Source organism: Atopobium minutum 10063974 (assembly GCF_000364325.1).
GTDB lineage: Bacteria > Actinomycetota > Coriobacteriia > Coriobacteriales > Atopobiaceae > Atopobium > Atopobium minutum.
The window spans coordinates 1014252-1027903 of sequence record NZ_KB822533.1; the positions used below are offsets into that span (position 1 = coordinate 1014252).

At 51.5% G+C, this 13652-nt stretch carries 20 protein-coding genes; all 20 read right to left on the reverse strand.

Annotation, left to right across the window (positions count from 1 at the left end):
• Positions 1-39 precede the first annotated feature (39 nt).
• Positions 40-414 carry a hypothetical protein gene (locus tag HMPREF1091_RS04675; protein WP_002563683.1) on the reverse strand — a complete coding sequence of 125 codons (375 nt, stop codon included), beginning with the start codon at positions 412-414 and terminating at the stop codon, positions 40-42.
• Complete coding sequence (locus HMPREF1091_RS04680) at positions 414-1016, reverse strand: major tail protein (protein WP_002563684.1); 603 nt, start codon at positions 1014-1016, stop codon at positions 414-416. Before HMPREF1091_RS04680 ends, HMPREF1091_RS04675 begins: the two co-directional genes overlap by 1 nt.
• A gap of 6 nt (positions 1017-1022) precedes the next feature.
• Complete coding sequence (locus HMPREF1091_RS04685) at positions 1023-1340, reverse strand: hypothetical protein (protein ID WP_002563685.1); 318 nt, start codon at positions 1338-1340, stop codon at positions 1023-1025.
• A complete protein-coding gene (locus tag HMPREF1091_RS04690; protein ID WP_002563686.1) occupies positions 1333-1716 on the reverse strand; it encodes an HK97 gp10 family phage protein in 384 nt (127 codons plus the stop codon). Before HMPREF1091_RS04690 ends, HMPREF1091_RS04685 begins: the two co-directional genes overlap by 8 nt.
• Positions 1716-2048 carry a phage head closure protein gene (locus HMPREF1091_RS04695; RefSeq protein WP_002563687.1) on the reverse strand — a complete coding sequence of 111 codons (333 nt, stop codon included), beginning with the start codon at positions 2046-2048 and terminating at the stop codon, positions 1716-1718. The genes HMPREF1091_RS04690 and HMPREF1091_RS04695 overlap by 1 nt, the downstream gene beginning before the upstream one ends.
• 1 nt (position 2049) lies before the next feature.
• Positions 2050-2313: a head-tail connector protein gene (locus HMPREF1091_RS04700; protein ID WP_002563688.1), complete on the reverse strand. Its 264-nt coding sequence runs from the start codon at positions 2311-2313 to the stop codon at positions 2050-2052.
• A 75-nt stretch (positions 2314-2388) separates the two neighbouring features.
• On the reverse strand, positions 2389-3579 hold the full coding sequence (locus tag HMPREF1091_RS04705; RefSeq protein ID WP_002563689.1) for a phage major capsid protein: 1191 nt from the start codon (positions 3577-3579) through the stop codon (positions 2389-2391).
• A 14-nt stretch (positions 3580-3593) separates the two neighbouring features.
• Positions 3594-4424 (reverse strand): head maturation protease, ClpP-related, encoded by an 831-nt coding sequence (locus HMPREF1091_RS04710; RefSeq protein WP_035424601.1) that lies wholly within the window; start codon positions 4422-4424, stop codon positions 3594-3596.
• Positions 4360-5670 carry a phage portal protein gene (locus HMPREF1091_RS04715; RefSeq protein ID WP_002563691.1) on the reverse strand — a complete coding sequence of 437 codons (1311 nt, stop codon included), beginning with the start codon at positions 5668-5670 and terminating at the stop codon, positions 4360-4362. The genes HMPREF1091_RS04710 and HMPREF1091_RS04715 overlap by 65 nt, the downstream gene beginning before the upstream one ends.
• A 14-nt stretch (positions 5671-5684) precedes the next feature.
• On the reverse strand, positions 5685-7286 hold the full coding sequence (locus HMPREF1091_RS04720; RefSeq protein ID WP_002563692.1) for a terminase large subunit: 1602 nt from the start codon (positions 7284-7286) through the stop codon (positions 5685-5687).
• A gap of 113 nt (positions 7287-7399) precedes the next feature.
• A complete protein-coding gene (locus tag HMPREF1091_RS04725; protein WP_021736284.1) occupies positions 7400-7645 on the reverse strand; it encodes a DUF7678 domain-containing protein in 246 nt (81 codons plus the stop codon).
• Positions 7645-7824 (reverse strand): DUF6900 domain-containing protein, encoded by a 180-nt coding sequence (locus HMPREF1091_RS04730; RefSeq protein ID WP_002563694.1) that lies wholly within the window; start codon positions 7822-7824, stop codon positions 7645-7647. The genes HMPREF1091_RS04725 and HMPREF1091_RS04730 overlap by 1 nt, the downstream gene beginning before the upstream one ends.
• 107 nt (positions 7825-7931) lie before the next feature.
• Positions 7932-8105 carry a DUF5049 domain-containing protein gene (locus HMPREF1091_RS04735; protein ID WP_002563695.1) on the reverse strand — a complete coding sequence of 58 codons (174 nt, stop codon included), beginning with the start codon at positions 8103-8105 and terminating at the stop codon, positions 7932-7934.
• Positions 8105-8326, reverse strand: a complete 222-nt coding sequence (locus HMPREF1091_RS04740; RefSeq protein ID WP_002563696.1) for a DUF4314 domain-containing protein — start codon at positions 8324-8326, stop codon at positions 8105-8107. Before HMPREF1091_RS04740 ends, HMPREF1091_RS04735 begins: the two co-directional genes overlap by 1 nt.
• A complete protein-coding gene (locus HMPREF1091_RS04745; protein WP_002563697.1) occupies positions 8323-8967 on the reverse strand; it encodes a hypothetical protein in 645 nt (214 codons plus the stop codon). Before HMPREF1091_RS04745 ends, HMPREF1091_RS04740 begins: the two co-directional genes overlap by 4 nt.
• A gap of 234 nt (positions 8968-9201) precedes the next feature.
• Entirely contained in the window at positions 9202-10410 is a 1209-nt protein-coding gene (locus tag HMPREF1091_RS04750) for a DNA cytosine methyltransferase (protein ID WP_002563698.1), read from the reverse strand.
• The gene (locus tag HMPREF1091_RS04755) at positions 10403-11665 is read right to left on the reverse strand and encodes a site-specific DNA-methyltransferase (protein WP_002563699.1); all 1263 of its coding nucleotides are present in this window, start codon (positions 11663-11665) and stop codon (positions 10403-10405) included. Before HMPREF1091_RS04755 ends, HMPREF1091_RS04750 begins: the two co-directional genes overlap by 8 nt.
• Positions 11666-12448 (reverse strand): S-adenosylmethionine synthetase N-terminal domain-containing protein, encoded by a 783-nt coding sequence (locus HMPREF1091_RS04760; protein ID WP_002563700.1) that lies wholly within the window; start codon positions 12446-12448, stop codon positions 11666-11668.
• A 9-nt stretch (positions 12449-12457) separates the two neighbouring features.
• Positions 12458-13033: a P27 family phage terminase small subunit gene (locus tag HMPREF1091_RS04765; protein WP_002563701.1), complete on the reverse strand. Its 576-nt coding sequence runs from the start codon at positions 13031-13033 to the stop codon at positions 12458-12460.
• A 125-nt stretch (positions 13034-13158) separates the two neighbouring features.
• Complete coding sequence (locus tag HMPREF1091_RS04770; RefSeq protein ID WP_035424599.1) at positions 13159-13536, reverse strand: HNH endonuclease; 378 nt, start codon at positions 13534-13536, stop codon at positions 13159-13161.
• Positions 13537-13652 lie beyond the last annotated feature (116 nt).

Here is a 13652-nt window from a genome sequence, read left to right on the forward strand (position 1 = left end):
CGCCGATCTCACAGGCGCGAAGCATCAGAAGCGGCGTGGTCATTTCTCGTTCGCTTCGCGCTTCCCTTTTTTTGGCGTGACCTCGGTTTTGATGTTTTCTCCCCAGAGAGCGAGAATTTCCGGCAGCACCTGATAGATGGAAAACATCTCGAAGCCGTCCAGCCATTCCTCAATGGAAGACGGAACCGTGCTGTCTGCGTGAAGGGCCATGATGTAGGCGACGTTTTCGAAGATCTCGAGGTCTTCAATGGGAAAGCCGCCGTCCTCGTCCTTTTTGCCTTGATAGCTTTTCTCGAGCTTGGCTAAGTCCTTGAAGATATCCCGACCGAACTTGGCGCGATAAAGTCTCGGGATCGCGGCAGACGATCTGAACTTTACAGGCTTTCCGGAAACAGCGATGGTTTTCTCGATCATTACTTGCCTCCCGTGCTCTCAGCACTCATAGTCGGCACGTAGACCGCCTTGTACCAGTTGGTATAGGTGGCAGAGTCGGTCGCGTCTCCGGTCTTGGCTTTCACAAGACCGTCGGCTCTCGGATCTGCCGTCATGGAAAGCGTCTCAGTACCAGGCTCTATCGTGTCTTCCTTCGTTTCCGACTCAATCGAAGGGCGAGATGCCGTGCAGTTATATAAGGCATGTCGAATTGCCTTGACGTCGCCGTCAAACTCGAAAAGCAAAGCGAACTTTACTGACTCTGCGGTATTGGAGTTTTCGACCAGCACGCCTTTGGAATCGAGCGTCTCCTGCAGGATCTCGGTGCGAAACCACTCCGGGATGAGCGCGATCTCAAGGTCACCGGAGTAACCGTTGTTCGTGACGGTACGGAAGTAGACGATGCCGTCTGCATAGAACGGTGAGGATTCACCTTCTGCATCGAGTGACAGAGACACCGCTCCGGGGATCGCCTTCGGGGTTTCGTAGGTAAAGGTGGATACGCCGTTCGAGACGGTTTCTGCCATCTTGGCGGCATAGACGTTTTTAATGTTGTATTTGACTTTGTTGTTTTTATTTGCCATATTTCATCATCCTTTCAGCTCAAATGAATAGGAAACCTCGTAGAGGTCTTCTGCGTTGATATAGACTTCGGCCTTATCGAAGAAGAGCCCATGCGAAGTCAAACAGGCCTCAACTCGTTCTTCTAAAGCAGGATTCTTCTTGTCCGTGTAAAGCTCCACGTAGTAGAGATTCACGGGAAGATATACACGACCGTCTGCCGCAAAGTTATGCGACTCCGGTGTTACGTAGCAGATAAAGGGCGGATCAGGTGCCTGGCCTTCTTCAAAATGGTCGTAAGCAAAGGGAAGCGCGATCTCTTTCAATATTTCTATGATTTCATCCATCTTTGATCATCCTTTCGATCTCTTTCATAAGCTGCTCTTCACCGATTGTCTCGGCAGGCGCGATATGAGGAATTGCCCTCGTCCTGCCGCCGTTCCGTTTGGCGTGGCCGTGTTCCAAGAGGTGTGCCAGCTGGTAGCGGTTACGAGAGTAGACCGTCACCTGCAGGGCATGGGAGGACTCGGAGGTTTTCTTTTGCGTCCAGCTTTTTTGATAGTCGCCGTGCTTCTTTGGCGCATGCGCCTTGATTTCTTTTTTGGTGGTCGTTGCCGCTTTGGTGACGGCTTGCTTCATGCCTTCCGTTGTTGTTTTGGCATAGGCGTTGAGTTCCTCCATCACGGCATCGGCAAGGCCGGAGATTTTGATTTTTCGGCTCATCAGGTTCTCTCCTTTACGCAGAAAAACTTGATCGCCCGCTTTCTGAAAGACAGGTGGTCAATTTTTTCGATGTCGTAGGCGCAGCCCTGAAAGACGATGCGAAAGTCTGTCGTGTTCATCGCTGCCGTTTTCTTACACCACCTGACCGTCACCGCCATGTCCGCCTTATCCACTTCAGAAGCTGCGATAAAGACCTCACGTCCGCCTTCTCCTGAGATGGTGGCGGCACAGGTGTAGTCGTCTTTCCACGTTTCGATTTGGTTTCCGATGGCATCGGATTCCACGGTTCTTTTTTGGAAGGTGACGGTGACATTGAGCAAAGCGATATCCATATCAGAAGCTCACCTGCCTTTCTCCGAAAAGAAGAGCGCGAAGCGTCAAGGTGAGCGCATGGTGATCGGCTTCTTCTCGGTGTTCGTAGAGATAGGCCACCGTAAAAAGCACGGCAATGCGCCCGTTTTCAAAAGAAGAGAGATCTTCGGTTCGTGCCACGTTTTTGACCAGCTCGGTGGCAGAGGGTATGAGCGACTCGATGAGTGCGTCATCGTCGTCAAAATCCACGCGGAGATAGTTTTTCACGTCTTCAAGGCTCAGCATGCTTCCTCCTTTCCTGCAAGGAAAAGGCGGCTCCCTCGTATAAAGAGAGCCGCCTTATGGCTAAGACGTTTATTTTTACGCATCGGCTTTGAGAATCTGCACGGCCTCGGGCAAGATCAGTTTTCCGTCCACACGTTCTTTGGCAACGTAGCCCACCATGCCGTTTCCGGCAAAAAGCTCACGAAGTTCCTGAAAACTCCTGGTTCCGCGGTCTCCGATGTTGTAATAGGAGAAATCCCCGAAAGCCACGCCGGCTTTTCCTGTCTCCAAAACAGGGCAGAAGGCAGAGGTCTTAACCGGATAGCCGCAAAGACGGTCCGGTTCTCCTGCCTGATAGCTCGGCTGCCAGATGTAGGCCTGATTGTTATCCTTGAGCTTTCGAAGGGCGGCAAGCGTTGCGTCATTTAAGATAAACGCGGCGTTTTTGCGGTATGGGCGCTTCAGAGAGTAGATGAGCGTCAGGATATCGTCAGTTTTAAGCGCGGTACCCGTGAGTGTGACGGAAACCTCTCCTCCGCCGGTTGCGGCAAAGATGCCAAGCGGCTTGTTTTTGCCGTCGCCGTTTAAGAAGGCATCTTCTTCCGCGTTACCGAGTGCTTTGCCGAACTGGTCGATGATGTAGCTTTCCAAATTGAAAGCATTGTCGTAGAGCAGTTCTTCGGTAACCTTGATCGCTACATGAAGCTTATGGGCATCGAGCACCACCTGATCAAAGGTCGCCTCGCCGAAACTTAAGGCCTGACCTTCCTCGATCCATGCCGCGGCAGGCTTAGTAGCCGCGATATTGATCTTGTGTTCGCCGGACGTGGTGATGGTCGTGGCGAGGCTTCGGAAGATATTCTCTTCGGTCAGCTTGTCAATGAGGCGGCTGTCCCATTCTTCAGGTACCAGATAGCCGCCGTTTTCGTCTTTGCCTTCTTCCAAGATGTTCGAGACGCGCTTAAAGCCGCTTCGCAGGGCAACGAGCATATCCTTGGCATAGGAAGAGGAGGCGCGTCCGCGCTTTTCTTCCGTCTCTGTGGAAAGCACGGCCGGTTTTGCCGTAAGCGGCGTACCGAGCGGCTTGCTCATCTTGTCTTCGATGTCCTTTTGACGGGACATGCGGTCAATTTCTGTGCTATATGCTGCGATCTCGGCTTCCATCTTGTCGTAAGCCGCTCCGTCTTCAGCGCTAAGCAGTCCGTCTTTGTCCCGGTGGGATTCCAGAAAAGCCTTTGCGACCTCCCACGTCTTGGCACGTTTGTTCAAAAGTTCAGTAATCGTCATGGTAGGTTTCCTCCTTAAATAAAGTGTTTGATAAGATCAAGGCGTGTTTCCAAGTCCTTGACTTTGTAGCTGTGGGTAATCGGTTCTGCCGTTTGGTCAGGTGTTTTTGCCTCACAGGTCGCCGCATAGTCACAGAGCTTTTTGTTGATGGCGGCTACGACCTTGCGGCGTGAAAAGAGCATCGGTGTCTCCGTGAGGCTTTCATATTCTTTTCCGTTTAGCACGGCACTCTCACCATTTACAGGATCTTCTTCGTTCTCGCCTTGCGGATAGAGATCCTGCCTTGATGTGATGCGGTCGGCAAAGTGCAGCTCTACTGCCTTTTCCGCGTTCATCCAGGTCTCTTCATCCATGAGTGAAGCGAGCTTTGCATGAGAAAGACCGCTTTTTTGCTTGTAGGCACCGATGATGGATTCTTTGACCTCGGATAACATCCCGATGGCACGCTGCATATCCTGTGTATCGCCGATGGCCACGGTGGATGGGTTATGGATCATGAGCATGGAAACAGGACTCATGAGAATCTCATCTCCCACCATCGCAATGACTGATGCGGCGGATGCCGCAAGACCGTCAATCTTGACCGTCACCTTGCCTTGATAGTTCAAAAGCAGGTTATAGATCTGAGCGGCCGCAAAGCAGTCGCCTCCCGGTGAGTTGATCCAGACGGTGATGTTGCCTGTGCCGTCATCAAGTTCGGATTTAAAAAGAGCCGGTGTGACTTCATCGTCAAACCAGCTCTCCTCAGCAATCACGCCGTCCAGGTATAAAGTTCGTGTTTCATTTTCGTTTGGATCGGGTCTTTTGTTTTTCGTCCATCTCCAAAATTTCTTCTGTCGGTTCATCGGTATCCTCCTTGTTTTTCGTATAAGCCGATCCCGCATCGGCAAGCTTCACGACGTTGCCATTTAGCACGTGCAGGTTTCCGCCTTCCTCATCGGAAAGTAAATCCATGTCCTCGAGACGTCTGACGTCGTTGACCGAGAAGATGCCGTTTTGTATGGCTGTGGCATATCCGTTCATGCGGCTTTCATAGTCACCGCGCAAAAGACCATCCACGTTAAAGCGAATGAGATAGTCTTTCTTCTGCTCAGGCAAAAGCAGCGAGTGCGCCATCGACTCTTCGAAGCGCACCAGCCAAGGCCTCAAGGTATAGGTCACAAACTCCAGCGACTGGTGCTCGATATTGGAAAAGGTCGCATGTTCGAGATCTCCGATCATATGGGGCGGCACGCGGAAGATGCGGGCAATCTCATCGATTTGAAACTTACGCGTCTCAAGAAACTGCGCGGCTTCCGGTGAGATGGAGATCGGCGTGTAGGTCATGCCTTCTTCCAAAATGGCGACCTTGTTGGAGTTCTGCGATCCGCCAAAGCCCTGCTCCCAAGACTGGCGGATCTTTTCCGTGTCTTTCACCACGCCGGGCATAGATAAGATGCCGGATGGGTTTGCGCCATTTTTAAAGAATGCCGCACCGTATTCTTCGGTGGCCATTGCCATGCCGAGAGCGTTTTTCGCCATCGCAATCGGGCTGTATCCGACAAGACCGTCAAAGCCGAGGCCCGGAATATGAAGTACCTCAGAAGGAGAAAGCCTTACCCGTCCGTTTTTAAGCGTTGGAGCATCGCTTTTACTGACCTGATATTCGTAGTAAAGCGTGCCATTTTCATCCCGATCAACCGTCATTTTGTTGGCCATGAGCGGGTATAGGGCGACAACTTCACCTTTGCCGTTTCGGATAATCTGTGCGTAGGCGTTGCCCCACAAGAGCAGATGGCACATGAGGGTTTCCCGGAAGATAAATGAGGTCATCTCCGGATTCGGCTCATCGTGCAGCAAAAAGTAAAGGGGGCTGTCCGTTGCTTTCTCTTTGCCGGCATTTCCTCTGAGGTGAAAGAGATGGAGCGGAAGACCGGCGACCGCCTCAGCTAAAACTCTTACACAGGCATAGACGGCAGTAATCTGCATGGCAGAGCGCTCCGTCACCGCTTTCCCCGATGTGGTGTGCCCAAAGTAAAAGCGAAAGGCAGAGCCGGCGGTTTGATCTTTCGGCTTATCTCTTGAATGAAAAAGTGATTGTAAAAATCCCATAGGCAAAATCTCCTTCACAAAAATAAAATGCCGCGCTCGTCATAGACTGACTCGCTCGTGTCGCATCCCATGCGAATCGCTCGGTCAAGTGCCATTACAAGTGCAACGGCACCGTCGACTTTCTCGGTGGATTTGGCTTTGTCGATTTTGATATTTCCGGCAGGATCGGTTCGGATGAAGATGTTATCCATCATCCAGCGAAGGACGGGTTGTCCGCCGTGTGCGAGGCGCTTGGAAAGCACGAGGTTCATCAGTTCCTTGGTGGGAGGCGACATCGAAGCAAAGCCCTGACCGAAAGGAACGACAGTAAAGCCGATGTTCTCTAAGTTCTGCACCATCTGAACGGCTCCCCAGCGGTCAAAGGCGATCTCCCGGATGTTGAAACGCTCGCCTAAGCGCTCGATGAATTTTTCGATAAAGCCGTAGTGGATGACGTTTCCTTCCGTAGTCTGCATCACACCTTCTTTGATCCAGATGTCATAGGGCACATGGTCACGGCGCACTCTTTGTTCTGCATTTTCTTCGGGAATCCAAAAGTACGGAAGGATAGTGTATTTCTCGTCTTCATCACGGGGCGGAAAGACCAGCACAAAGGCGGTGATGTCGGTGGTGGATGAAAGGTCAAGGCCTCCGTAGCAGATTCTGCCTTCGAGTGCCTTTTCATCCACATCAAAGGCACAGGCGTCCCATTTGTCCATCGGCATCCAGCGGATCGACTGCTTTACCCACTGGTTCAGGCGAAGCTGACGAAACAGGTTCTCCTCGGCAGGGTTTTCTTTAGCCTGCAGGAAGGCGGCTTTCACCTTATCCAGTCCCACCGTGATGCCAAGGGAGGGATTGGCTTTCTTCCAAACCTCAATATCTGACCAGTCGTCGCTTTCTTTGGCACCGTAGATCACCGGATAAAAGCTCGGATCATGCTTTTTGCCGCGCAGGATATCCAGCGCTTTTTGATGTTGTTCATAGCAGATGGAATGGGTATCGGTTCCTGCCGTGGTAATCAGAAAGTAGAGCGGCTGCATGCGGGCATCGCCCGAGCCTTTGGTCATGACATCGAAAAGCCTTCTGTCGGGAGCGGCGTGAAGCTCGTCGTAGACCACGCCGTGAATGTTTAAGCCGTGCTTGGTATAGGCCTCAGAGGAGAGTACCTGATAGAAGCTGTTGGTCGGCTTATAGATAAGCCGCTTTTGTGAGGCTAAAATCTTCACGCGCTTGGCAAGAGCCGGCGACATCTTCACCATATCTTCTGCCACGTTAAAAACAATCGATGCCTGCTGACGGTCGGAGGCACAGCCGTAGACTTCGGCTCGCTGTTCACCGTCCCCGCAGCATAAAAGAAGTGCTACAGCTGCAGCAAGCTCGGATTTTCCCATCTTTTTGGGGATTTCGATGTAAGCGGTGTTGAACTGGCGGTAGCCGTTTTCCTTCACGGTGCCGAAGAGATCCCTTATGATGCGTTCCTGCCAGTCGATTAGCTCAAATGGCTTTCCCGCCCAGGTCCCTTTGGTGTGCGAGAGGCACTCGATAAAGGAGACGGCATATTCGGCTTTTCTCCTGTCATAGTGAGAAGTCTCTGCCATGAACTTGGTCGGCTTATAGTCTTTCAGTTTTCGCATGCCAGCCTCCTTTCTTCAGGACATAAAAAAAGACCGCTTCTTGCGATCTCATATATCCTTTATTTCTACGAGCAAAAGAGCCTTGCCAGCTCTTTTCTCGGGTAGGTTCGTTTTTAGTTATAGTTTTCAAGCAAAATGGCAAGCACTGTCTCGGCTTCCTTGCAGGTCGGCTCGATGTCCCAGCCTCTGTCGTAGTTTGCGGCATCTTGCCCGTTTATCCTGATTGTGAGCTTTGAAATTCTTCCTTCGTTGATGCCGTATTGGCTTGGCTCCTCAAAGTGTTTGACCCAGTAGCGGCAGGCGGTGTATTTCGTTTTGTCCTTGGCATCGGGAATGCCGATCGTTCCTTCGCTCCACATTAGCATGCCGCCTTTCCTGCCGCGTAGGCTTCTTCCAGCATGGCTTTGAGTCCCCAGACCGAAACTTCGATGAAGTCGTCACCGTCGTTATGCCTGGTTTCAAGGTCGCCTCGATCTTCGATTTCCCAGTTGTTTTTCTTTGCGATCTCCAGCAGTGTTTTTTCAATCTTCTTTGTCATGGCTTTTTCCTCCTTTACCTGTGTTCCTTTTGGCATGTACATATATCACTCTGTTTGGGAGGAATAGCAAGTTATTTATCGATATAAAAGCGCATTTTTTGAAAGAATTATTCGCCCGTTAAGATGAAGTGAATGTAGGCTTTCTTATCTTCTTCGATGAAGTTTACAAGCTCGTAGAAGTCCCGCTCAAAGGCAAGCCGCTGCACAGTATTGACGTCAAACATGTTCGTAAGACCGCTGTCCCTTATGGCAAGGATCTGTTCTTTTACTTTTTCGTCCATTACTGAATCCTCCTGACTTCATCAATCCCGAAGATGACGTTTAGACCGGAGCCGTTATCCCAATCCACGAGGATGGAGCCGGTATCATCGACTCCGGTGACGGTGCCGCGTGTTCCTGCAGGCGGTGCCTGTACGTCGTCCATGTGAAGAAGCTCCACACGGCAGCCTTTAGGAAAAGTAATCCGCAGCAGTTCCAGCGTTTCTTTCGTTGGCATTTTCATTTTTCTGCCTCCTTCTGGTACTTGAAAGCGGAGGAGCCTTGAAGACGGCTGAGCAGGATTTTCCTTGCTTCCTTGTAGGAATCACCGATCATGCCGAGACGCAACAGAAAGCAGCGAAAGTAGTATTTTTCGTTTTCGACTGCGTGGTCTTTGCCTGTGATGCGCTTGGATTCCTTTGCCGCCTTGCCCAAAAGGGAGATAAAGGCGGTATAGGCGGAAAGCTCTGCAGAACTTGGCATCTCGGAAAACCACGGGAAGCTGATCTTTTCTTCGTCCACCTCAAAGGCGACGCTTTCAATGCCGAGTGCATGTTTGATGATACCTTCCTTGGACAAAAGAAGCTCGGAGAGCCTTTCGAGGTCCTCATCGGTGAATTTGTTTCTTGGAAGTGAGATCGTCACCGCCATGTTTTCCTGTTCCTCCGGCACAAAGCCGTGTTCCGATAAAGCAAGCAGGATGCTGTTTTCTTTTTCCGTATCATTGATGCTGAGCACGCCCTGATTGTCCAGTGTGATGTGCTCGCCAATGTGGTAGCAGAAGGTCGGCGCTTTGGTGCAGGTGGATTTCTCTTTTGTGAAGTCTTCCAAGGCTTTCACCAGCGGCCGCCTTGCCGAGCCTGTTAAACTGAAGTGGTAATCCATGTCTTTATCCTCCTTTGCAGGTGTTTTCTTGGTATGTCTATACATCACTCTTACCGGGAGGAATAGCAAGTTATTTTTGCAGGTAAATACCACTATTCTTTTTGATTGCAGCAAGTACAAAGACGGCGCACGGAAGCGCGATGCCATTTCCCCAGAGCTTGTAGGCCGCACTGTCCGAGTAGGGATTTTTAAGCCACTTTTTGATCTGCTTGTCGCTTTTTCTCTGGATGGACATCATATCGGTGTAGCGGTCAAAAATCTCACGCCAGAAGGTAAACTGAGCCTTGCTCGGATTTTCTTCTGCAGCTGGCATTCTTTTTCCACGGCAAAGTCGTAGGCGGCGTTTTGCCCCTGATTAAAGGAAGCCCGGTCAAGCCCGTAGGAAAGAACCGCTATGCCGCCTTGATTGCAGACGGGATCGGAGCCTCTCGTATCCAGCGTGCGGGAGGTCTCGGTTATCTGGCTGTTGTCTTTGATGTCCGAAAACATCGCCTTGTTCTTCTTGGAGCAAAGCGAATAGGCGCACGGCAGATCAACAACAAGCGGCCGATTGTTTCCATCTGTACCGAAGCGGGAGACGATGGTCTGCGCCGTATCATTGGAGCCTGTGTATCTTGCGTCCTGTCCGTGGTTTTCAAAGATCAGCGGAGGATGGCTTGACTGAGCACGCAGGGTTCCCGTGACATCTTCTGAGATGTCCATGCGCGATCCTCCCTGATCGTTTAGAACAAGCCTGCCTGTTTCATAAGCGCCTCTCTTAGGATTTCCGGCAGGTCTTTTCCTTTTGTCTTGGCACGCCTCAAGATCCCCAAGCACGCTCTCGGACTCAAATAATATTTTTCCGGCACGTGTGTCTCCAAAATCTGCGACAAGAAAGATTCTCTTGCGTCTTTGGGGGACTCCGAAGTGCTGAGCATCAAGTACCCGCCATGCGAGAGAAAAATGATCTGCCACGATCTCTCCGGCTGTATGCCACTTTTGAGGTCGAGGCGCATCAAACGTATATCCTTTGACGGAGAGGAAGGCTTCAAGGACTTTTTCGAAGTCCGCTCCTTTGTGGGAGGAGAAAGCGCCCGGGACATTTTCCCAGAGCGCGTATTTTGGGTAGTTCCCATTGGTTTTCCACCTCATTTCTTTGATGATTCGTATCGCCTCATAGAAAAGTGACGAGCGGGAACCTTCAATCCCGCTTCGTTTTCCGGCGATGGATAAGTCCTGACAGGGACTGCCGAAGGTGATGATGTCAACCGGCGGCAAATTTGCTCCGTCAAGGTTTCGCACATCTCCCATGTGAGCCACGAAAGGCAGTCGTTTGGATGTCACCCGTATGGCAAAAGGCTCGACTTCCGATGCCCAAAGCGGCTTGATGCCGACGGAAAGTCCCGCTAAGGGAAAGCCTCCTGAGCCATCGAAGAGGGAGGCGAGGGTAAGCTTTTTATTCATCGGCTGCTTCCCTCTCTTTTAGAAGGTCGGCATAAGGGGTGTCTTTGCCGTCTCTGTGACAGATGATGCCGTCCGTTGTTCCTTTCAGCTCGGCATAACGAGCACAGGCCACATCGACGTATTTCGGTTCCAGCTCAATCCCATAGCAGATGCGGCCAAGCTCCTCGCAGGCGATGAACGTCGATGCGCTGCCTAAAAAACCGTCCAAAACAAGAGCGTTGGTTTGTGTGGACTGCTTGATGAGGTGCGCGATCAGAGGCACCGGCTTACTTGAGGGGTGTCCGAAGCCTTCAGTTTTGGAGTTTTTCACCGAGTCAAAATCAAAGCAGGCTTTCTGCTTCTGGTCACCGTACCATTTGTGTTTTCCGTCTTTTCGCCAGCCATACAGGATCGGCTCAAAGTTAAACTTCCAGTCGGTACGCATGAGCGGCGCTCGTTCTTTTCGCCAGATAAGGCCGGCTCCGAGCTTGAAGCCCGCATCGTCGAAAGCGTCGTAGAAGATGCGAGACTTACTCGTCGCATAGAACTCGTAGATCGAGGCATCTTTTGCCATCGCTTCCTTGAAGCAGGTAAAGACCTTCATGAGGAAGTCGTAGGCTTCCTTGTCCGTGAGGTCATCGTTTTTTATCTTCCCTGAGGCACTTTCAAGATTTACGAAGTACGGTGCGTCCGTGCAGACAAGGTTCACCTTGGTATCGCCGAGCAGTGCCTTGTATGTCTTGGGATCGGTTGAGTCTCCGCAGATGACGGTGTGCCTCCCGATCGTCCAGATGTCGCCGGGTTTTGTAATGGCAGGCTTTTGAAGCTCTGCGTCTACATCAAAGTCATCTTCGGTGATTTCATCTTCGGAAATGTCCATCAAAGCAGAGAGTTCCTCGTCATCAAAACCTAAAAGGGATAAATCAAAAGCTTCACCTTGAAGATCGGATAACTCGACCGAGAGCATGTCCTCGTCCCAGCCGGCGTTAAGGGCGAGCCGGTTGTCTGCCAGAATATAGGCTCGTTTTTGTGCCGCGGTGAGGTTTTCCGCAAAGACACACGGAACGGTCTTATATTTTTCTTCGCGGGCAGCTGCGATGCGTCCATGTCCAACTAAGATGTTAAAGTCCTGGTCAATCACGGCAGGGCTCACAAAGCCGAATTCCCGAAGCGACGAACGAAGCTGGGCAATCTGCTCGGGACTGTGGGTACGGGCATTACGAGCGTATGGGATGAGCTTTTCGATATCCACTTGCGCAAATTTCGTCGTATCCATTTAGGTCAGCCCCCATTCAGCAAACTTCTCAAATCCGCCAACCGAATCGATATACCGGCGAGCGATCTCTACCAGCTCGCTATAAGGCTTTCCATCCACTACTTCGTCACCGATCGCACAGGAAAGAGAAACAGGCATGCCCGTCTCTTGCGCTTTGAGATGGGTGTAGATGTTGAGCGTCACATCTGCTTTGGAGAGGTCTTTGCCGTGAAGACCTCCGCCCGTGACAGCAGAGCCCATGTCACTTCCGAGCTTACGGTTCGTCGCTCCGGTATCGACATTCGTTCCGCCAATCCAGTCGCCTAAAGGATTCACCACAGCGTTTGGATAGAGAGCCTTGAGGTCATCACTGTCTGCGCAGGATTGGCAGATGACGAGACGTTCACCGTCGATCAGGTACTTTCCATCCGTGGGATGGGCGGCATAAATATCGCGGGCAATCTCTGAAAGTCGTTGTTCCTCATCGGTGATAGGGAAACCTGCAAAGATGCCGTTATCCCCGCAGCGCATCTTCCTGCACTGATTTTTTGCAAGATGTATATCTTGTGGGACGAGGCATACATCTACAGCTACATCTCCCGCCAGACGATGCACGGCGAACTCGATATCCGTCTTTGGAATCAGTGTGCCGGTTTCTGCGATGATGTGGCAGACGCTGTGACCGAGCAAAACCTCAACCGCAATCTTCGGGTTTTCTTCTTGACTGTATGCATGGTCGACCAGCGCTCCTGCGATGCGGTCGGCAATTTTATCCGGGTGTGCCGGATTCACTTTTTCAAACATGTCTTCACCTCATTTCCTCGCCCGAAGCAGGCGTTCCATCGCGTCATCCTGCGGATCGCCTTCGAAAGGCTCCGTGCAGTTTTGCTTTACGATGTCGTAGATTTCGTACCAGAGAAGGTTTGCCTGCTTTTGAAAGTTGAGCGAGAGCTGCACGAAGGGACTCGCAATGGCAGCTCCGGTCGTCGGGTGCTTTCCTAAGAGCCCGTATTTGCTGATGGCAAGCTCACACTGGATGAAGCGCGCGAAAGCCGTCGCGTAGCTCTCAAGGAGCCTTCGGTTGATGAGCTTCTCGCAGTGTCTTGCTTCGAGCCACTCCCATGTTTCTTTATATATTTCGTCCGCACCGAGAGGTTTGCCGTCCCGCTGCGTCGCGGAAAGGTAATCGGAAGGCTCCGGCATATCCGCACCCTCCAGCTCCACGCCCTCGCCGATATCATCGGCATAGAGTTCCGTGACGGGATAGTCAGCGTCCTGAAACTCTATGTGCGTCGCTTTTTGTCCTTTGCTGATTTTGTCGGCAAGCGCATCGGGTTTATGTCCCGCTTTGACACGCCTGCCGCCTCGGCTGGTTCCGTCTTTTGCCACAGGCCTTCCTCCTTTCCTTGGTTAATAGGGCGTTTGAATCGGCGTTTTTGCACGCGTGACCCCCGCACCGTTCCCAGCCGGAAGCCCTGTAGAGATTCGACCCGCCCCCGGGGTCACAGAATTTTTTATTTGTATTTCGTCGGCTTTTTGTTATGCCAACGATCTCCCATGAGCGCTGTGATTCTCGAATGGCACTCGTGACAGAGTGCTTCGAGGTTCTCTTCCTTGTGCGTTCCTCCCCACGAGAGAGGGACGCGGTGATGAACCTCGGTCGCTTGGGTGTAGCGTCCTTCTTTTAAGCACTCCTCACAGAGAGGATGCGCCGCGATATATCGGTCGCGGATTCGTTTCCATGCGTGTCCATATTTTCTTTTGGCGTGCTTGTCTCGGTAATATTTTTCGTAGTCTCGGTTGTATTTCTTTTGATGTTCCTTGCAAAACCTCTCCTCGGTAAGGTTGGGACAGCCGGGATAGGAGCAGGGATGCTTCGGTTTCCTCGGCACGTCGTACCTCCTTCGGGCATGAAAAAAGCCCTGCAGGACGAATCCCTGCAAGGCTTTCTTCTTAGATTTCTTCTGACTATATAATACCAGGTCAGAGGGGTGGACATGTTAGGGCA